The sequence below is a fragment of the Amycolatopsis vancoresmycina genome (assembly GCF_000716785.1).
GTDB lineage: Bacteria > Actinomycetota > Actinomycetes > Mycobacteriales > Pseudonocardiaceae > Amycolatopsis > Amycolatopsis vancoresmycina.
Genome location: NZ_JNYY01000035.1, coordinates 32,999 through 51,538, shown reverse-complemented (window position 1 = coordinate 51,538; position 18,540 = coordinate 32,999). Strand labels below are relative to the sequence as shown.

General features: G+C 71.1%; 19 protein-coding genes. 10 read left to right on the top strand and 9 right to left on the bottom strand.

Annotation, left to right across the window (positions count from 1 at the left end):
* The 4 genes from OO60_RS48100 to OO60_RS43105 form a co-directional block, all read left to right on the top strand.
* On the top strand, window positions 1–100 hold a 100-nt coding region (locus tag OO60_RS48100), incomplete at its 5' end, for a hypothetical protein (RefSeq protein ID WP_244885624.1).
* Window positions 101–277, top strand: coding sequence for a hypothetical protein (locus tag OO60_RS46845; protein ID WP_004561477.1), 177 nt, complete (start codon window positions 101–103; stop codon window positions 275–277). It abuts the gene before it with no gap.
* The gene (locus tag OO60_RS43110; RefSeq protein ID WP_004561479.1) at window positions 274–1,665 is read left to right on the top strand and encodes a family 2B encapsulin nanocompartment shell protein; all 1,392 of its coding nucleotides are present in this window, start codon (window positions 274–276) and stop codon (window positions 1,663–1,665) included. Before OO60_RS46845 ends, OO60_RS43110 begins: the two co-directional genes overlap by 4 nt.
* Window positions 1,662–2,681: a family 2 encapsulin nanocompartment cargo protein polyprenyl transferase gene (locus OO60_RS43105; RefSeq protein ID WP_004561481.1), complete on the top strand. Its 1,020-nt coding sequence runs from the start codon at window positions 1,662–1,664 to the stop codon at window positions 2,679–2,681. The genes OO60_RS43110 and OO60_RS43105 overlap by 4 nt, the downstream gene beginning before the upstream one ends.
* Window positions 2,682–2,822: 141 nt before the next feature.
* On the opposite strand, the gene OO60_RS43100 is transcribed toward OO60_RS43105, so the two are convergent.
* Window positions 2,823–3,950: a CapA family protein gene (locus OO60_RS43100; protein WP_004561482.1), complete on the bottom strand. Its 1,128-nt coding sequence runs from the start codon at window positions 3,948–3,950 to the stop codon at window positions 2,823–2,825.
* 370 nt (window positions 3,951–4,320) lie between these two features.
* On the opposite strand from OO60_RS43100, the gene OO60_RS43095 reads away from it, so the two are divergent.
* From OO60_RS43095 to OO60_RS43075, 5 genes are all read left to right on the top strand, one after another.
* Complete coding sequence (locus OO60_RS43095; RefSeq protein ID WP_004561484.1) at window positions 4,321–5,295, top strand: substrate-binding domain-containing protein; 975 nt, start codon at window positions 4,321–4,323, stop codon at window positions 5,293–5,295.
* 73 nt (window positions 5,296–5,368) lie between these two features.
* Window positions 5,369–6,907 (top strand): sugar ABC transporter ATP-binding protein, encoded by a 1,539-nt coding sequence (locus tag OO60_RS43090; protein ID WP_004561486.1) that lies wholly within the window; start codon window positions 5,369–5,371, stop codon window positions 6,905–6,907.
* A complete protein-coding gene (locus OO60_RS43085; RefSeq protein ID WP_004561488.1) occupies window positions 6,904–7,929 on the top strand; it encodes an ABC transporter permease in 1,026 nt (341 codons plus the stop codon). Before OO60_RS43090 ends, OO60_RS43085 begins: the two co-directional genes overlap by 4 nt.
* On the top strand, window positions 7,926–8,570 hold the full coding sequence (locus OO60_RS43080; RefSeq protein ID WP_004561490.1) for a FadR/GntR family transcriptional regulator: 645 nt from the start codon (window positions 7,926–7,928) through the stop codon (window positions 8,568–8,570). Before OO60_RS43085 ends, OO60_RS43080 begins: the two co-directional genes overlap by 4 nt.
* 80 nt (window positions 8,571–8,650) lie before the next feature.
* Window positions 8,651–9,727, top strand: a complete 1,077-nt coding sequence (locus OO60_RS43075; protein ID WP_033263560.1) for a glycoside hydrolase family 88 protein — start codon at window positions 8,651–8,653, stop codon at window positions 9,725–9,727.
* Window positions 9,728–9,786: 59 nt separating this feature from the next.
* Here OO60_RS43075 and OO60_RS43070 read toward each other — a convergent pair whose 3' ends face one another.
* The 6 genes from OO60_RS43070 to OO60_RS43045 form a co-directional block, all read right to left on the bottom strand.
* On the bottom strand, window positions 9,787–11,091 hold the full coding sequence (locus OO60_RS43070; RefSeq protein ID WP_004561495.1) for a DNA polymerase IV: 1,305 nt from the start codon (window positions 11,089–11,091) through the stop codon (window positions 9,787–9,789).
* 1 nt (window position 11,092) lies between these two features.
* Window positions 11,093–11,404, bottom strand: a complete 312-nt coding sequence (locus OO60_RS43065; protein ID WP_004561497.1) for a winged helix-turn-helix domain-containing protein — start codon at window positions 11,402–11,404, stop codon at window positions 11,093–11,095.
* Entirely contained in the window at window positions 11,401–12,024 is a 624-nt protein-coding gene (locus tag OO60_RS43060) for a hypothetical protein (RefSeq protein ID WP_004561499.1), read from the bottom strand. Before OO60_RS43060 ends, OO60_RS43065 begins: the two co-directional genes overlap by 4 nt.
* A 57-nt stretch (window positions 12,025–12,081) precedes the next feature.
* The gene (locus OO60_RS43055; RefSeq protein ID WP_004561501.1) at window positions 12,082–12,813 is read right to left on the bottom strand and encodes an ABC transporter permease; all 732 of its coding nucleotides are present in this window, start codon (window positions 12,811–12,813) and stop codon (window positions 12,082–12,084) included.
* Window positions 12,810–13,709 (bottom strand): ABC transporter ATP-binding protein, encoded by a 900-nt coding sequence (locus tag OO60_RS43050; protein WP_004561503.1) that lies wholly within the window; start codon window positions 13,707–13,709, stop codon window positions 12,810–12,812. Before OO60_RS43050 ends, OO60_RS43055 begins: the two co-directional genes overlap by 4 nt.
* 153 nt (window positions 13,710–13,862) lie before the next feature.
* A complete protein-coding gene (locus OO60_RS43045; RefSeq protein WP_033263559.1) occupies window positions 13,863–15,410 on the bottom strand; it encodes an alpha/beta hydrolase in 1,548 nt (515 codons plus the stop codon).
* 296 nt (window positions 15,411–15,706) lie between these two features.
* Between OO60_RS43045 and OO60_RS43040 the strand changes: the two genes are divergently transcribed.
* Window positions 15,707–16,876: a macrolide family glycosyltransferase gene (locus OO60_RS43040; protein ID WP_004558745.1), complete on the top strand. Its 1,170-nt coding sequence runs from the start codon at window positions 15,707–15,709 to the stop codon at window positions 16,874–16,876.
* On the opposite strand, the gene OO60_RS47615 is transcribed toward OO60_RS43040, so the two are convergent.
* Together OO60_RS47615 and OO60_RS43030 are read right to left on the bottom strand one after the other, a co-directional pair.
* Window positions 16,867–18,150 (bottom strand): caspase family protein, encoded by a 1,284-nt coding sequence (locus tag OO60_RS47615; RefSeq protein ID WP_004558744.1) that lies wholly within the window; start codon window positions 18,148–18,150, stop codon window positions 16,867–16,869. The two genes, OO60_RS43040 and OO60_RS47615, sit on opposite strands and share 10 nt — an antisense overlap.
* Entirely contained in the window at window positions 18,143–18,520 is a 378-nt protein-coding gene (locus tag OO60_RS43030; protein ID WP_033263563.1) for an effector-associated constant component EACC1, read from the bottom strand. Before OO60_RS43030 ends, OO60_RS47615 begins: the two co-directional genes overlap by 8 nt.
* Window positions 18,521–18,540: the final 20 nt, after the last annotated feature.

Below are 18,540 nucleotides of genomic sequence, written 5' to 3'. Positions count from 1 at the left end.
CCTCATCTCCTACCTCGTCTCCGCCTACTACTCCGCCGCCGTCCTCGTCCCCGACGCCCTCGCCATCCTCGAATCCGCCGAAATCGGCCGGGAGGAGTAGATGGCCGAGCCGACCACGCCACCCCGGGTGCCCGAAGCGGGCGGGCGGCCGCCCGCGCTGCCCGCGTCGGCGTTCGGGCCGACCGGGCTCGGCACCACCGCCGCCCGGGTCGTGCCGAAGACCGGCGGTGCCCGTCCTCCCGAAGCACCCGAACCCGATCGGCGCGTGAAACCGTGACTGTCACCGAAGAAACGGCGTCGCTGCAGCTGTCCCTGAGCGTCACCGCGGCGCGGACGCTGACCACGACGACCAAGTCGCTGCCGCAGATGCGCGGCATCACCACCCGCTGGCTGCTGTCGCAGCTGCCCTGGGTGGACGTGCCCGCCGGCAGCTACCGGGTCAACCGGCGGCTGACCTACACCATCGGCGACGGCAAGCTCAGCTTCTTCAACACCGGGGCCCGCGTGCAGGTCGTGCCCGCCGAACTCACGGAACTGGCGCTGCTGCGCGACTTCGGCGACGAGGAGGCGCTCGCCGCGCTGGCGGACGCGTTCGAGCAACGCGAGTACGAGGCCGGGGAGACGCTGTTCGCCGTCGGCACCCCGCAGGACATGCTCGTGCTCATCGCGCACGGCAAGGTCAGCCGGCACACGACCGGCGAGTACGGCGACGACGTCCACCTCGGCACCGCCGCGGACGGCGACCACTTCGGCGAGGAACTCCTCGGGAGCGACACCGGCACGTGGCCGTTCACCGCGCGGGCGGCCACCCGCGTCATCGCGCTGGTGCTGCCCGCCTCGGTCTACGCGCGGCTCAACGGCCGTTCCGAATCCCTCCGCACCCACGTCGCGGAAGCCCTGTCCCGGCCGCGGAAACCGCAGAACCACAAGGGTGAAGCGTCGATCGACCTGACCGCCGGGCACGACGGGGAGCCGATCCTGCCCGGCACCTACGTCGACTACGACCCCGCGCCGCGGGAATACGACCTGGCCGTCGCGCAGACGCTGCTGCACGTCCACACGCGCGTCACGGACCTCTACAACCAGCCGATGAACCAGCTCGAACAGCAGCTGCGGCTGACCGTGGAAGCCCTGCGGGAGCGGCAGGAACACGACCTGGTCAACAACACCGACTTCGGGCTGCTGCACAACGCGGACCTCAAGCAGCGCATCACCACCCGCACCGGGCCGCCGACCCCGCACGACCTGGACGACCTGCTCACCCGGCGGCGCAAGACGCGGTTCTTCCTGGCGCACCCGCAGGCCATCGCCGCGTTCGGCCGCGAATGCACGGCCCGCCGCGTCTACCCGGACACGGCGGTGCTCGACGGCCGCCGCGTCACCGCTTGGCGAGGGGTCCCGATGCTGCCCTGCGACAAGATCCCGATCAGCCCCACCGGCACCACGTCCATCCTCGCGCTGCGCACCGGCGAAGAGGACGCCGGCGTGATCGGCCTGCGCCCGGAATCCCTGCCGGACGAATACCAGCCGGGGCTGAACGTGCGGTTCGTCGGGGCGAACGAGCGGGCCGTCGCCACCTACCTCGTCAGCGCGTACCACTCCGCCGCCGTGCTCGTGCCCGACGCCCTCGGCGTCCTGGACGACGTCCAGATCGGCCGCTCATGACGGCCATGAACACGCGCACCCCGGCCCGTCCCCTCGCCGACGTCCTCGCGTGGAGCAAGAGCCTGGCCGAACCGGCGCTGCGGGCCGCCGCCGACCGGCTGCCGGAGGCGATGCGGCGGATCGCCGGCTACCACTTCGGCTGGTGGGACGCGGACGGGCGGGCGGCATCGGCGGACGGCGGCAAGGCGCTGCGGCCGGCGCTGGTGCTGCTGTGCGCGGAAGCGGCGGGCGGCGACCCGGCCGACGCCGTCCCCACCGCCGTCGCGGTCGAGCTCGTGCACAACTTTTCGCTGCTGCACGACGACGTCATGGACGGCGACACGACCCGGCGGCACCGGCCGACGGCGTGGACGGTGTTCGGCATCGGGCCGGCGGTGCTGGCCGGGGACGCGCTGCTGAGCCTGGCGTTCGAGGTGCTGGCGCCGAGCGGCGCGGCGAACGCGCGGTTGTTGTCGGCGGCGGTACTGGCCCTGAACGAGGGCCAGGCCGCGGACCTCGACTTCGAGCAGCGCGACGACGTCACCCCCGGCGAGTGCGTGCGGATGGCGGAGGGCAAGACGGCGGCCCTGCTGGGGGCCGCCTGCGCGCTGGGGGCGGCGTCCGGGCCGCGTCCCGCGGACGGCTTCGGCGCGTTCGGGAGGGCGCTGGGGCTGGCGTTCCAGCACATCGACGACCTGCTGGGCATCTGGGGCGACCCGGCCGTCACCGGCAAGCCGGTGTACTCGGACCTGCAGAACCGCAAGAAGTCCCTGCCGGTGGTGACGGCCCTGAGTTCGGGCACGGACGCGGGCGCGGAACTCGCCGCGCTCTACGCTCGCCGCGACCCCCTCGGCCCGGCGGACCTGGCCCGCGCGGCCACGCTCGTGGAGGCCGCGGGCGGCCGCCAGTGGAGCCAGGCCCAGGCCGACGCCCTCCTGGCCAAGGCCCTCCGCGACCTCACCGCGGCCACCCCCACCCCCCGCGCCGCGGCCGAACTGACCTCCCTGGCCCGCCTGATCACCACCCGCACCCACTGAACCCCGTACCGGAACGGACGACACGCGTACCCCGGTGGACGACACGCGTACCTGGATGGACGACACGGCGGACGGAACCACCGCCCAGCGTGTCGTCCGTCTGCGTACGCGTGTCGTCCGCGCAGGTACGCGTGTCGTCCGTTAGCTGCCGGGGCGGGTGAGGCCGGATTTGTCGGCGTTGAGGCTCAGGATGTTCTTGTCGGTGTCCTGGAGGGCCTTGGTGACCTGGGCGGAGGGTGGGGATGTCGACAAGTCGATCAGGCGGATGGGGGTGTCCAGCTTGATCAGGGTGGGGATGTACTCGGCCTTGTCGACCTTCCAGCGGTCGCCGTCGCGGACGAAGCGGAAGCGGGCGGCCGCGCCTTCCTCCGTGTCACCCTTGGGTTCGGAGTGGCGGGCGACGCTGTTGCCGAGCCCGTAGGCCACCCACTTGTCGCCGATCTTCTCGAACGGCTGGACCACGTGGGCGTGGTGGCCGACGATCAGGTCGACGTCGTCCGACGCCAGCAGCTTCTTCGCCTGCGACCGCTGTTCGGCCGTCGGGTCGTGCTGGTACTCGACACCCCAGTGCAGGCTCGCGATCACCACCTGCGCACCGGCCTGCCGCGCCTTGCGCGCCGCCGCCAGCACGTCGTCGACGTCGATCTGGTTGGCCAGCCACGGTTTCCCGGCCGGCACCTTGATGCCGTTGAACCCGAACGCGTAGGACACCTGGGCGACCTTGACACCGTGGACGTCGAGGATCAGCGGTTTCGCGGCCTCGGCGGCCGACCGCGCCGACCCGGTGTGCTTGAGGCCGACGTCGTCGAGCTTGTCCAGGGTGCGGGTGACCCCCTCGGCGCCCTGGTCGATCGTGTGGTTGGACGACGTCGAGCAGGTGTCGTAGCCGGTGTCCTTGATGGCGTCGGCGATCTCCGGGGGCGCACTGAACGACGGGTACCCGCTGTACGGCCCGCCTTCCGGCGCCAGCGGCGTCTCGAGGTGGCAGATCCCGAGGTCGGCGCCGGAGACCAGCGGCTTGATCCCGGCCAGCAGCGGCCGGTAGTCGATCTTCCCGCCGCCGTCGGCCTCGGCCTGCTCGGTCAGCGCCGGGTGGATCAGGACGTCGCCGGTCGCGACGACGCTGAACGAGCCGTCCGGCGCGGCCGCGCTCGGCGACGCCGTCTCGGGGAACGGCGTCGGAGCCGGCCCCGGCTGCGCCGGCGAAGTGCTGCACGCGGCCGCCAGGACGGCGATGCCGGCGAGCGCGGCGACGCGGTACTTCGTCATCGGTCCCCCTCCTGACGTGGTCCGGCCATCCTGCCAGCCGGGCGAATCGGACAGGCACGCCGGCCAAGCCAACGCCGAACATCCACCACAGTCGACAACACCGATCAGAACATTCGCACAGGACAAAACCGGACAACGCGCAGGACAGAGCGGAAATAATACGATAAATGCCGGCGAAGATTGCCACGATGCAACTACGGACAGTAGGTCTCGCTCCGCTAACTGCGCCTTGACGCTCCTCGAACGGGTGTTTTGTAATACGAGTCACTTCGCGGCGCCCCGCCGCGCCACGTGAACCCCGGCCCCCTTGGGAGCAACGATGTCCCCATACCCGCACAGGTTCCGCACCTGGAGCGTTGTTGGTTGTTGTTTGATTTCCGGTGCTCTGCTGGCCTCCTGCTCCTCCGGCAAGGACACCGCGGCGCCGCAGCAGCAGGCGCCGGCCAACGGCAAGATCACCCTGTACTACCTGCAGAAACAGGGCGACCAGCAGTACTTCGTCGAGCAGGCGCAGGGCGCGCAGGAGAAGGCGAAGGAGCTCGGCGTCGAGCTCAAGGTGGTCAACCTCGGCCAGGACGCCAACAAGGCGATCACCGAACTCGACGCCGCCGTCGCGCAGGGGGCCAACGGCGTCGCCATCGTCGTCCCGGACCAGGCGATCGGCCCGCAGGTGATCGACAAGGCCAAGAGCGCCGGCATCCCGCTGATCGCCTCCGACGACGTCATCAAGGACGGCACCGGCGCGAAGGCCCCGTTCGTCGGCTTCAACGGCAGCCAGATGGGCGACTCGGTCGGCACCGAGGCCGGGAAGCTGTTCAAGGCCGCGGGCTGGGCCGCCGCCGACACGAAGATCATCAGCGCCTACAAGCAGGACCTGACCGTCTGCACCGACCGCGTCAACGCCGCGAAGACCGCCTTCGCCAAGTCCGCGGGCGCGGACGTCCCGGTGATCAACGTCGGCACCGACAACTCCCCGGTCGACGCGCAGAACAAGTCCGGCGCGGTGATCGGCTCCAACCCGGGCGTCAAGCACTGGGTCGTCTGGGGCTGCAACGACGAGAACGAAACCGGGGTCGTCACCGCGCTGGCCAACTCCGGCGTCCAGGCGAACAACATCATCGGCGTCGGGCTCGGCGCGTACCTCACCTGCAAGGACTGGGCCGCCGGCAAGGACACCGGCAACAAGTCCGCGCTCTACATCTCCGGCGCCGAGGTCGGCCGCTCGGCGATCCAGGTGCTGGTCGACAAGGTGAAGAACGGCAAGGAACTGCCCGCCGAGACGATCGCCAAGACCACGATCGTCAACAAGGACAACTACAAGCAGGCCGGCGTCAACTGCACCTGACCTACCCCCTCGTGAGTGGTAAGGCGAGTTAGAACTCGCCTTACCACTCACGACCGCCGTACGGAAGGCGACCATGTCCAGTTCTCCTCCCGCGCTCGCCGTCGAGGGCATCGGCAAGCGCTTCTCCGGGGTCACCGCCCTCGACGACGTCTCGCTGGAGTTCCGCTCCGGCGAGGTCCTGGCCCTGATGGGCGAGAACGGCGCCGGCAAGTCGACGCTGCTGCGCGTGCTCTCCGGCGACCAGGGCCCGGACGACGGCCGGCTGCTCCTGGACGGCACCGAGGTCACCTTCGACACCCCGCGCGCGGCGATGGCCGCCGGGGTGCGCGTGATCTACCAGGAACCCGAGATCATCCCGCACGTTTCGGTGGCGGAGAACGTCTTCGTCGGCGAGCTCCCCGCGAAGGCCCGCGTCTTCAACCGCCGCACGCTCACCAAGGCCACCCAGGACGCGCTCGCCGAGTACGGCTTCGAAGGCGTCCTCGACCCGGCCACCCTCGGGGTGGCGCTCTCCGCCGCGCAGCGGCAGCTCGTCGAGATCCTGCGCGTGCTGACCGCGGCCACCCCGCCGAAGGTGATCGCCTTCGACGAACCGACGTCGTCGCTGTCCGAGCACGAGGTCGAGGCGCTGTTCCGGCTGATCGGGCGGCTGCGCGACAGCGGCGTCGCGGTCGTCTACGTCTCCCACCGGATGAAGGAGATCTTCCAGCTCGCCGACCGCGTCGCCGTGCTGCGGGACGGCAAGCTCGTCGGCGTCCAGCAGGCCGCCGAGACCGACGAGCCGAGCCTGGTGCGGATGATGATCGGGCGCGACCTGTCGGCGCTCGAGCGGCGGACCACGCAGGACACCGGCAACGTCGTGCTGAAGCTCGACGACGTCACCACCGACGACGTCACCGGCATCTCCCTGCAGGTCCGCGCGGGCGAGGTCGTCTGCCTGGCCGGGCTGGTCGGCGCCGGGCGCTCCGAACTGGCCCGCGCGATCGTCGGCGACCTGCCGATCCGGTCCGGGACCGTCGAACTCGACGGCAAACGGCTGCGCGCACACAACCCGGGTGACGCCGTGAAGGCCGGTATCGGCTTCGCGCCCGAAGAGCGCAAGACGGACGCGTTGCTCATGCAGCGGTCCGTACGCGACAACGTCTCCATCGCCGTCCTCGACCGGCTTCGCCGCTTCCGGGTCGTGAAGCGGGCGAAGGAACGCGCGCTCGTCGAGGAGTACGTACGCGAGCTTCGCGTGCGGACGCCGTCGATGGAGCAGGAAGTCCGGAAGCTCTCCGGCGGCAACCAGCAGAAGGCCGTCCTCGCCCGCTGGCTGGCCCGGCGGCCGAAGCTGCTGATCCTCGACGAGCCGACCCGCGGGGTCGACGTCGGCGCGAAGGCCGAGATCTACCGGATCATCGACGGCCTGGCCGCGGAAGGCATCGCGCTGCTGGTCATCTCCTCCGACCTGCCCGAGGTGCTGACGCTGGCCGACCGCATCCTCGTCATGCGGGCCGGGCGCCTGGCCGGCGAGCTCGGCCGCGAAGAGGCGACCGAGGAAGCCGTGCTGACCCTCGCCATCCCCGAAACCGAACCAGCCGTGGAAGAAGCCCAGGAGATCGGCGCATGAGCACCCCCACCAAGGAAACGTCGGCCCCCGCAGCACCGCCGCAGCCGTCCGCCGCGCGGCGCGTGCTCACCGGCATCGGCGTGCAGAACTCGAGCCTGATCATCACGCTGATCGCGCTGGTGATCCTGCTGAGCGTGCTGAACGAGAACTTCTTCCGCACCAACAACCTGCTGCTGATCGGCAGCGCGATCACCATCATGGGCCTGCTGGCCCTGGTGCAGACGCTGGTGATCATCCTCGGCGCGCTGGACATCTCGGTCGGCTCGATGGCCGGGCTGGCGTCGGTGATCTCGGCGATGGTCTTCACCTCGACCGGCAACGCCGAGGTCGGCATCCTCGCCGCGGTCGGCGTCGGCATCCTGTGCGGCCTGGTCAACGGCCTGATCATCATCTTCGGCCGGGTCAACCCGGTGGTCGCGACGCTGGCCATGCTCGCCACCTACAAGGGCATCGCGCAGGTGATCTCCGACGGCAAGGCGCAGGGCTACACCGGCGGCGACGACCTGTTCATCTTCCTGGCCAAGGGCGCGATCGCGGGCCTGCCGTCGCTGGTGTGGGTGTTCCTGATCGTCGCGGCGCTGCTGCACTTCCTGCTCAAGTACACCGACATCGGCCGCAACGTCTACGCCATCGGCGGCAACGACACCGCCGCCCGGCTGGCCGGCATCAACATCAACCGGTACATCATCGGCGTGTACGCCCTCGTCGGCGTGGTCGCGGCGATCGCGGGCGTGCTGATCACCGCGCGCACCGGCTCCGGCCAGCCGACGTCGGGCTCCGAGGGCCTGGAACTGCAGGCCGTCACCGGCGCCGCGCTCGGCGGGACGATGCTGAAGGGCGGCCGCGGGTCGATCATCTCCACCGTGCTCGCGGTGATCATCCTCGGCGTGCTCGACAACGGCATGTCCGGGCTCGGCATCAACCCGTTCTGGCAGAACGTCGCCCACGGCGCCCTGCTGGTGATCGCGGTCGTGCTGCAGCAGCTGCGCAGCGGGGAGCGTCGCGTCGGCCTGCCGGAGTGAACCTCCACGCGCGCATCGTCGACGAGCTGGGGCGGCTCATCGTCGAAGGCGTCCTCGGGGACGGGCAGCCGCTCGTCCCCGAGGAGCTCGGCCGCCGGTTTTCCGCGTCCCGCACGGTGGTCCGCGAGGCGTTGCGCGTGCTCGAGTCCAAGGGCATGGTCACCGCGCGCCCGCGGGTCGGGACCTGGACGCTGCCGCCCGAGGCGTGGGACGCGATCGACCCGGACGTCATCGCCTGGCGCGTCGGCGGGCCCGGCGGCCGCGAGCACCTGCGCGAGCTGCTGGAACTGCGGCTGGCCATCGAACCGCAGGCCGCGCGGATGGCGGCGCGGCACCGGCGGCCCGACGAGCTTTCGGCGATGGCGGCGGCCTACGCGCAGATGACCGACGCGGTCGAGCGCGCCGAAGGCGAGGCGTTCCGGGACGCCGATTCGCGGTTCCACGCGGCGCTGATCCGCGCGTCGGGGAACGCGCTGATCGCGCAGCTGCAGGTGCCCGTGGTCGCCGCGCTGAAGGCGCACAGCGAGCCGCTGGAGCTGGTCGCGCATTCCCGCGTGCTGACGCTGGTGCTGGCGAAGGACGCCGACGGTGCCGAGTCCGCGTGCCGCCGGTTGCTGGAAACCGTTGCGGCGTACCGGTGATCGGTACCTTGACACGGTTACCGGGACGCGCTTCACTCGCTGCGGATGACCGCCGCCATGAGTTTGAGGAGGACGCTTCCATGCGTTTCCCGGGAATTCGCGGTTCCGGCGTGCTCGCGGCCGCGGCGGTGACGGCCAGTCTCTTCACGGCCCCGGTGGCGAGCGCCGCGACCTGCACCGTTTCCGACGAAATGGTGTCCGCGGGCAACTACTGGGTCGCCAACGGGACGAACCTCGACGCACCGGACTGGCAGAACGCCACGTTCCACGTCGGCAACCTGGCGCTGGTCCGGACCACCGGCCAGTCCAACCACAAGACGTACCCGTGGGCGCAGGCCAACAAGTACCTGCTCCCGGACGACCCGAAGCGGCCGTTCTTCCCGGACAACCAGGCCGCCGGCGAGGCGTACCTCGACCTGTACACGTATTTCCACCCGGAGATCCCGCTGGATTCCATCCGGACGCGGATTCGCGACGAAGTGGCGTCCGTGCAGGCAGGCCACCGCGATTACTGGAACTACGTCGACGCCCTGAACATGGCGATGCCGTCGTTCGCGCGGATGAGCCTGATCGACCACGATCCGTCCTATTTGGACGCCATGCAGAAGCTGTTCTCGACGACCGAACACAAGCTGTACAACGAGTTCACCGGCCTCTGGTACCGCGACGCGCGGTTCAAGGGCTCGGGCGTGTTCTGGTCGCGCGGCAACGGCTGGGCCCTCGCGGCGCTGACGAAGGTCCTGCAGGTGCTGCCGGCCGACGACCCGCGCCGCCCGGAATACCTGCGCGTGTTCAAGAAGATGGCGGCCACGCTCGCGGTGGTCCAGCGGCGTGACGGGTTCTGGAACTCCGACCTGCTGAACCCGCGGGACCACGGCGGCCCGGAGACCAGCGGCACGGCGTTCTTCGCGTTCGGCCTCGGCTGGGGCATCAACACGGGCATCCTCGACGCGGCCAGGTACCGCCCGGTGGTGGACAAGGCGTGGACGGCGCTGTCGACGAAGGCCCTGCAGGCCGACGGCAAGGTGGGCTACGTCCAGCCGGTCGGCGACCGCCCAGCAACGGCGAAGGCGACCGATACGGCGGCATACGGCGTGGGCGCGTTCCTCCTGGCGGGCCAGCAAGTGGCAAAACTCCAGGGCTGCTCGGCCGAGTAGGCCCGCACCGGTCGTGAGTGGTAAGGCGAGTTAGAACTCGCCTTACCACTCACGACCGGTCAGCGCAGGCAGTCGCCGGGGTCGCCGCGGGTCAGGGCCGGGTCCGTTTGGGGGAACGTCCGGGCCACGCCGGGTCCCGACGACCGGTGCTCGAAGCGGACCGTCACCCGGCCGTGGCCCGCGCCCTGGACCCAGCCCGTGCCGAACTCCTCGTGGACCACGTCGTCGCCCTGGCGCCACTCCGAAGGCGCCGCGGGAGCGGGCGCCGAGACCACCGTCGACGTCGAAGGTGCCGACGGGGCGGCCAGGGAGAACAGCGCGTCCTGGTGCGGCACCGAAAGCCCGCTGTAGGCGACGCCCGCCAGCCGGATGCCGCCGAACTCCGCCGGGTCGATCAGCAGGCGCTCCGCCGTCGCCGACAGCTCGGCCAGGTCGTCCGTCGGCGCCGAGATCGTCTCCGAACGGGTCACCGTGTGCATGTCCGTGTGCCGCAGCTTGATCACCACCGTCCGCGCCACCCGGCCGGCCTTCACCAGCCGCTGGTGCGCACCCACCGCGATCCGGCGGACCTCGGCCCGGAGCGTGGCCAGGTCCTTGATGTCGGTGTCGAACGTCGTCTCGGCGCTGACCTGCTTGGTTTCGGCGCGCCCGGCCACCGGGCGGTCGTCGGCGCCGGTGGCGAGCCGGCGCAGGTCGCGGCCGACCACGCCGCCGAGCGTGGCCACCGCGTCCGGTTCGGACAGTGCCGCCAGCTGGCCGAGCGTCTGGACGCCGATGAACCGCAGCTTCCCTTCGGCGACCGGGCCGATGCCCCACAGCGCGCGCACCGGCAGCGGCGCGAGGAACTCCCGTTCGGTGCCCTGCGGCACCACCAGCAGCCCGTCCGGTTTGGCCTCGTCGGAGGCGATCTTCGCGATCTGCTTGCCGTTGCCCGCCCCGATCGACGCCACCAGGCCGGTCTCGGAACGAATCCGCGCCCGCAGCGCGGCACCGAACGCCGTCACCTCGTCGAAGGACGCGCCGGCGAGCGAGGCCGGTTCGGCGAACGCTTCGTCGAGGGAGATCTTCTCCAAGACCGGGGCCACCGAGGTGACGACGGCGAAGACCTCCTGGCTGAGCCGCTCGTAGACGCGGAACCGCGGCGGCACGATGACACCGTTCGCCGGCAGCAGCCGCCTCGCCTGGGCCATCGGCATCGCCGATTTGATGCCGAACGCCCGCGACTCGTAGCTCGCGCCGGCGACGACCCCGCGCGGCCCGAGCCCGCCGACGAGCACCGGGCGCCCGGCCAGCGTCGGACGGGTGAGCTGCTCGGCCGACGCGTAGAAGGCGTCCAGGTCGAGGTGGATCACCCAGCGGCCCACGTCAGTCGCCGCCGGTGGCGTCCAGCAGCTGGTGCAGCGCCTTCGTGTAGTCCTCGAACGCGGCCCGGCCGCGGGCGGTGAGCCGGACCAGGGTGACCGGCGTGCGGTGTTCGTAGGCCTTGGTGATCTCGACGTACTCGGCGTCCTCGAGCTTGCGCAGGTGCGTCGAAAGGTTGCCGGCCGTCATTTCGAGGAGCTGCTGCAGCCGCGGGAAGGTGATCTGGTCGCCGGCGCGCAGCCCGGCGAGCGCGACCGTGACCCGCAGCCGCGCCTGGGCGTGGATGACCGGGTCGAGCTGCGGCAGGTCGCTCATCGGGCGGACTTCTCCCGGACGAAGTAGACGATCGCGCCGAGCAGGAACCCGCCCCCGCCGCAGACGGTGAGCACGAGGAAGTTCGCCGGGTAGCCGACCAGCACGCTCAGCGCGGCCGACACGATCATCCACGCGCCGAGGCCGTACATGAGCTTGTCCTGCCACACCATGCCGCCCGCCAGGTACAGCACGCCGGTCAGCAGCAGCCAGGTGCCCGACCACAGCAGCGACACCTGGTCCGGCGAGAGCGCCTGGAACTGGGTGATCCGCAGGTCGACGACCATCAGCCCGATCGCCGAAAGCGCCCAGCCGTAGCCGTACATCGCCCCGACCGTGCGGGACGGCCCCCGGATGCCGCGGCCGGACCGGATGCTCGTGTACGTCGTGTAGGCCATGGCGCCCAGGAACAGCAGCGGGACGACGATCCCGCCGGCGACCCACCCGGGCACCGCGACCCAGTCCTGCGTGGTGACGTAGGTGAAGCCCCAGCCGACGAGCCAGGCGAGGGCCCAGGCGGCGAGCATCCGCGCCGGGCCCCCGCCCAGTTCCCGGCGGGTCCGCCGGTTCTGCTGGGCGATCAGGTTCAGCGACTCCTCGGCCGACATCGGCTCGTCTTCCACCTGGTTCGCCCTCCTCCCGTGCAGACCCCTCAATGCTGCACGGAAGCTAACACGCATTCAGAGCCTGGCCGTGTCCAGCCGGAACCGGCGTACGACGATCAACGCCGGGACGACCAGCCAGCCCGCGAGCACCACCGCCGCCACCCACGTCCCGGACGTGTGCGTCAGCGGGTCGAGGCCGACCCGGCGCAGCCAGTAGGTGGGCATGAAGTGCGCCACCGCCGACATCCAGCCGGGCAGGATCTCCAGGGGGATCCACAGGCCGCCGAGCATGCCGAGCGGCATCATCAGGGCGCCGGTGACCGCGCCGACCGTGTCACCCTTGCCGAACAGGCCGATCGCCAGGCCGAGGACGGCGAACGGCAGCGTGGCCGCCCACAGCAGCACCAGCTGCCTGCCCCACTCGGCCGCGGTGAGCGGCTCGCCGCGCAGGAAGCCGACGAGGAAGATCACCACCAGCACCGGCAGCGCGACGGCCATCGCCGAAGCGACCTTGACGGCCAGGTAGCCGGGGCCGCGCATCGGTGTGAGCCGCAGCTGCCGCTGCCAGCCGTCCGTGCGTTCCTGCGCCACCCGGGTGCCGGTGAACAGGGCACCGCCGCTGGCGCCGTACGCGGCCATGCCGATCATCGTCTGGGTGCTCGAGTGCAGGCCGCTGTCGAGCACGTAGTCGCCGAAGATGGCGCCGAAGAGCAGGTACATCACGACCGGCATGCCGATGGTGAAGATGGTGAACTGCGGGCTGCGGAGGATCCGCTTGATCTCCAGGCTCAGGTACGTCGTGTTCACGCGGCGGCCTCCTCGGCGGTCAGCGCCAGGAAGGCTTCTTCGAGGCCCAGCGCGGTGATTTCGATGTCGGACGCGGCCGGGTGGGCCGCGAGCAGGGCGCGGACGGCGGCGTCGGAGTCGGCGCAGGCCAGCTCGGCGCGGCCGGCGCGCAGCTGCACGCTCGTGACGCCGGGCAGGTGCTTCAGGTCCGTTTCGGTGGCGCCCGGGACAGCGGCCTTCAGCACCCGGCCGGACACCGCGGCCCGGACCTCGGCGACCGGGCCGTCGGCGACGACGACGCCGTGGCGCATCAGCACCACGCGGTCCGCGTAGTCCTCGGCCTCGGCGAGGTAGTGGGTCGCGAACAGGACGGTCCGGCCGGTCGCCGCGAACTCGCGGATGGCCGCCCAGAACGCGCGCCTGCCGTCGACGTCCATCGCCGCGGTCGGCTCGTCGAGCACGAGCAGCTGCGGGTCGCCGGCCAGGGCGAGCGCGAACCGGACGCGCTGCCGCTCGCCGCCGGACAGCTTGCCGCAGCGGCGTTTGACGAGCTTTTCGAGCCCGGCCCGGGCGATGACCTCGGCGGCGGGCAGCGGCTTCTCGTGCGTCGAGACGACCAGGCCGACGATCTCGCCGACCGTGACGTCCGGCAGCAGCGCGCCGTTCTGCATCATCGCGCCGACGAGCCCCCGGTCGACGGCCTCGCGCGGGCTGCCGCCCGCGACGGTGACCTCCCCCGCGTCCGGCTTGGTCAGGCCGAGCAGCAGGTCGACGGTGGTCGACTTGCCCGCGCCGTTCGGCCCGAGCAGCGCGACGACTTCGCCGCGCGCGACCTCGACCGACACCCCGCCGACCGCCGTGACCTGCCCGAACCGTTTGGTGAGGCCGTGGAGTGCGAACGCCGGTCCCCCAGTCATGGCGTCCTCCTTTCGTGGACTTTGAACCGCAAAGTTGCTGCGCACTTTGTAACACAAAGTCCGCGCGGGTTCAAAGCCCCCGGTGCCGGAAACGACGAAGACGGGGTGCCGGGCGATGTGCCCGGCACCCCGTCTTCGAGGGGTTTACGCAGGTCAGCCGGTGAACCGCCCGGCGACCAGCCCCTGCGTCGCCGCGAGGTCGGCCTTGGCGGCCGTCGGCGCCGGCGGCGTCGGCTGCGGCAGCGGGGCGCACTCGACATCGGCCGTGCGGCCCGGCTTGCGGGCCGGGAGCGCGCCCGTCGCCAGGTAGTCGGCGATCTTGGTGTCAACGCAGGCGTTGCCGCGCGGGGTGATCGCGTGGCTGGTGCCGCCCGGCTCCGCGATCAGCGACGCACCCGGGAACCGGCTGCGGATCTCGAGGCTGCCTTCGAACGGCGTCGCCGCGTCGAGCGTCTCGTCGATCATCAGCACGCTCTGCACGCCCCGGCCGTCGACCTTGGCCGGCTTGCCGGCCTTCGCGGGCCAGTACAGGCAGGGCGCGTTGAACCAGGCGTTCTGCCAGGTGAAGTACGGCGCCTTGGCGAAGGTCTTCCAGTTGTCGCGCTTCCACTGGTTCCAGCTCTGCGGCCACTGCACGTCGGTGCACTGCACGGCGAGGTACACCGCGTAGCCGTTGTCGTCGCCGCGGCCGCCGAAGGCCTCGAAGAGCGTCTTCCAGTTCTGCCAGTCACCCTTGTTGACGAACCGGGACAGCGCGTCGCCCAGCAGCGTCCACCGCAGCTGGTAGTAGCTGGCCTGCTGGATGACGTCGAGGATCTCGTCCGGCCCGATCACCCCGCCTGCCGGGTTGAACTGCGCCTTGAGCAGCTGCTCGTTGACCACCCGCTGCACCGCGGCCTGGGTCTTGCCGAGGTGGTAGACGTCGTCGTGCTGGGCCACCCAGCCGAACCAGATCAGGATGTTCTTGTCGAAGGCGATGTCCTGGTTGAGGTTGTCGCCGTACCAGACGCCCCGCGGGTCGACCGTCGAGTCGAGCACCATCCGGCGGACGTTCTGCGGGTACAGCGAGCCGTACACCTGGCCGAGGTAGGTGCCATAGGAGTAGCCGTAGAAGTTGAGCTGCCGCTGGCCGAGCGCCTTGCGGATGGAGTCCATGTCCTGGACCGTGTCGGTCGTCTTCATGTTCTCCAGCAGCGCGCGCGAGTTGTTCTTCGCGCAGGCTTCGGCGTACCCCTTGGAACGGTCGAGCCAGGTCTTCTCCAGCTGCGGGGTGAACGGCACGTACTGCGGCCGGTTGTAGTCCATGTAGTTCGGGTCGCACGACAGCGCGGGCTTGCTCGAGCCGACACCGCGCGGGTCGAAGCCGATCCAGTCGTAGGCGTCGCCGGCGTGGTTGGGCACACGCGGGCCGCGGGTGGCCAGCAGCAGGCCGGAACCACCGGGGCCGCCGGGGTTCGTCAGCATGACGCCCTGGTACTGCGCGTCCGGGACCTTGTGCTTGACGCGGCTGACGGCGAGCTGGATCTGCTCCCCACCGGGCCGGCGGTAGTCGAGCGGCACGCCGAGGTAGCCGCACTCGGCACCGGCGCCGATCAGCGTCGGGTCGGTGCACGCGCCCCAGGCGATCGACGCCGGTCCGGCGGGCGCGGCGCTCACGGCCGGTGCGGCCACGAGCGCGGACGCCACCGCGGCGGCGGCCACCGCGGCGAAAACGGCAGATCTCACGGTTTCTCCCTTTTCCCTGCGACTTCGGGCGGAAGAACCCTAGACCTGCCGGGGGCCCGGCGGGACGGTCAAACGGGTGCGCGGCCGCGAATGCCCTACGAAAGGCGGAAATCGGGTGGCGCGGGCGATCCGGGATCCCGTACGGTCGGTTCCATGATCTTCTACACCCGGCTCCGCCTCGTCTGAGACGGCGTGACCGCCGGACTCCCCGCGTACCGGGAGAGTCCCTTCACCTGCGCGCCGTCTGGTTCTTATCTCCTTGAAGGAGCACCATGCTGCGCAAACACATCGTCATGGTCGGCTGCACCGCGCCGAGCCACGTCTACCCGTCGCTGGGCGTGATCGGCGAGCTGGTCCGCCGCGGGCACCGGGTGTCCTACGTCGTCGGCGCGCCGCTGGCCGCGCTGGTCGCCCCGACCGGCGCCGACGTCGTCGAGCACCCGACGACGTTCCCCCTCGGCGAGGCCGCGGTGTGGCCGGACGACCCGGCCGAGGCCATGCGCGTCTTCCTCGACGAAGCCATCGCCATCCACCCGCAGTTGATCGCGCGGTTCGACAAGGACCGGCCCGACCTCGTGGTGTACGACATCGGCGGGCTGGGCGCGCCGCTGCTCGGCGAGCGGTACGGCGTGCCCGCGGTGCAGCTGTCGCCGACGCTCGTGGCGTGGGAAGGCTACGACGAGGACATGGCCTCGGTGATGGAGCCGATCAAGACGTCACCGTCCGGAGTGGACTACGCGGCGACGTACGCGGCTTGGCTGGCGTCGCACGGCATTTCGGCTGATCCGTGGGAGTGGATCGGGCATCCGTCGCGGGTGCTTTCGCTGATCCCGCGCGCGATGCAGCCGCATGCCGATCGGGTGGGGTCGCACGTGCGGTTCGTCGGGCCGTGCCTGGATCCCGCGCGGCTGGCCGACCGGTCGTGGACGCCGCCGTCGTCGGGACGCCCGGTGTTGCTGGTGTCGTTCGGGACGGCGTTCAACGACCAGCTCCCGGTGTACCGCGACTGTGTTGCGGCGTTCGCTGCGGACTGGCACGTCGTGATGTCACTGGGGAAGCACGTCTCGGCTTCGGATTTGGGACCGCTGCCGGATTCGGTGGAGGTGTACGAGAGCGTGCCGCAGCTGGCTGTGCTGGAGGCGGCGTCGGCGTTCATCACGCACGCGGGGATGGGCGGGGCCACGGAAGCGTTGTGGTTCGGGGTGCCGACGGTGGCGATTCCACAGGCGGCGGACCAGTTCGGGAACGCGGCCCAGCTGGAAGCGCTGGGCGTGGGACGGCACCTGCCGGCTGAGTCGGTGACGGCTGCATCGCTGCGGGAGGCGGTCGAGGAGGTGTCCTCGTCGGCTTCGGTGGCCGCGCGGCTGGCCGAGCTGAAGGCGGAGATCCGCGGGCACGGCGGGGTTTCCTTCGCCGCCGATGCCGTGGAGTCCTATCTGTAGTAGCCGCCGGAGGAACTGCCGCTGCCGGTCGAGCCGTTCAGCGTGAGCAGGAGGATGAGCAGGACGGTTCCGGCGATCAGGATCGCGGCGGCGACCGCGAGCCAGATCTTCGCGCGCCGGGAGAGTTTTTTCTTGGCCGTTTCGGGAGTTTCCGGGGTGGCCGCCACGGGCTCGGTGGCGGCCGTCTCGGGAGCGACTTCCGGCTCGGGAGCAGGCGGGGGTTCCGGCTCGACCGCGGGTTGCGGCTCGGGCTCGACCGGCCGCGGCTCGGCCGCAACCGGCTCCGGCGCAGTCGGCGGCTCGGGCTCGGCCGCAACCGGCTCCACCGGCTCCGCCGCCTCGGCCACCCACGCGACCGCGGCCGCCGAGACCGTCCGGCTGTCGTCCTCCACCAGCCCCCGGATCTCCTCCGCCGTCCGTTCGCGCACCAGGTCGTTCCCCATCCGGTTCAGCCGCTTCAGCCCCTCCAGCGCGGTCATCCGGTCCGACGCGATCGGGCTCGCCAGCCCGTGCCGCAGGTACTCCGGCAGCTCCCACCTCGGGTTCCGCGCCAGCACGATCCGTCCCTCCACATCGGACTGGTGCTTCGGCCGCTGCCGCGGCATCTCCGCCACCACCCGCTCGTGGACGTAGCTGTACAGCTCGTCCACCGTCACGTCGCCGTCGCCGTCGAGGTCCGCGCTTCCGTCGCGCAGGCCCGCCACCAGGTGCCTGGTGAACACCGAACGGGCCGCCGAACCCACCACCGCGTCGCCTTCGAACGAATACTGCGTGGCGTCCGACGCCGTCAGCACCGCGCGGCCGCGGCCCTGGAACCGCTCCAGCGTGTGCACGTCCGTGCCCGCCTTCGCCAGCTTGCCCGCCGGGAACGCGCCGCTGTAACAACAGTCCAGCACCAGCACCTTCTGCCGCGACGGGCAGCCCGCCATCGCGCGATCCACCAGCTCCGCCGCCAGTGCCGTGAACATCAGGCTGTCGCGGCGGGTGTTGGCCATCGCCAGGTACAGGCTGCCGTCGTCGTCCTTGACGCCGTGGCCGGTGAAGTACAGCAACGTCAGCTCGTCGCGGCGCCGTCCCCGGTAGAACTCGCCGATCGCCTCGCCCACCACGTGGTGGGGCTCGTCGACCAGGGTCGTCACCGCGAAGCCCGCGATCGCCGGGTCGCTCAGCACCGCCGCCAGCTCACGCGCGTCGCCGCCGGGTGCGGTCAGGCGGCGCAGCGCCGGGTCGGCGTACGTCTCGGTCGCGATCAGGAGCGCGTGCCGGCTAGCCATGCCGCCGCACGAAGGCGTCGATCAGCTGCTGGCGCTCGGCCGTCGTCGCCCGCTCGAGCTCGACGGTGTCGCCGTCGATCGTCACCTTGATCTTGTGCTTGCCCGCCTGGCGGCCCAGCCACTCGCGCAGCGTCTCGACCAGCCCCGGGAACACGCCGCCGGCCGCGCTGAACGCCACCATCAGCGAGCCGATCGTCACCGGGTCCGCCGCCTTCGCGCCCGGCGGGAGCTCGCCCGGCACCGGCAGCACGTCCACGTCCAGCTCGCCCAGTTCGGCGCGCAGGCGGCGGGCGAGCAGGTCGAACTCTTCGGCGTCCGCCTCGCCGTCCGCCTCCAGCCGGACCAGGGCCCGCGTGTCCGCATCGGTCATGCGCGCCATGGTGCGCCCGG

Coding starts and splice junctions, on each gene's coding strand:
- OO60_RS43075 (WP_033263560.1), top strand. CDS start 8,651: ATGCGTTTCCCGGGAATTCGCGGTTCCGGCGTGCTCGCGGCCGCGGCG.
- OO60_RS43050 (WP_004561503.1), bottom strand. CDS start 13,709: ATGACTGGGGGACCGGCGTTCGCACTCCACGGCCTCACCAAACGGTTC.
- OO60_RS43105 (WP_004561481.1), top strand. CDS start 1,662: ATGACGGCCATGAACACGCGCACCCCGGCCCGTCCCCTCGCCGACGTC.
- OO60_RS43065 (WP_004561497.1), bottom strand. CDS start 11,404: ATGAGCGACCTGCCGCAGCTCGACCCGGTCATCCACGCCCAGGCGCGG.
- OO60_RS43085 (WP_004561488.1), top strand. CDS start 6,904: ATGAGCACCCCCACCAAGGAAACGTCGGCCCCCGCAGCACCGCCGCAG.
- OO60_RS43100 (WP_004561482.1), bottom strand. CDS start 3,950: ATGACGAAGTACCGCGTCGCCGCGCTCGCCGGCATCGCCGTCCTGGCG.
- OO60_RS47615 (WP_004558744.1), bottom strand. CDS start 18,150: ATGGCTAGCCGGCACGCGCTCCTGATCGCGACCGAGACGTACGCCGAC.
- OO60_RS46845 (WP_004561477.1), top strand. CDS start 101: ATGGCCGAGCCGACCACGCCACCCCGGGTGCCCGAAGCGGGCGGGCGG.
- OO60_RS43030 (WP_033263563.1), bottom strand. CDS start 18,520: ATGACCGATGCGGACACGCGGGCCCTGGTCCGGCTGGAGGCGGACGGC.
- OO60_RS43040 (WP_004558745.1), top strand. CDS start 15,707: ATGCTGCGCAAACACATCGTCATGGTCGGCTGCACCGCGCCGAGCCAC.
- OO60_RS43090 (WP_004561486.1), top strand. CDS start 5,369: ATGTCCAGTTCTCCTCCCGCGCTCGCCGTCGAGGGCATCGGCAAGCGC.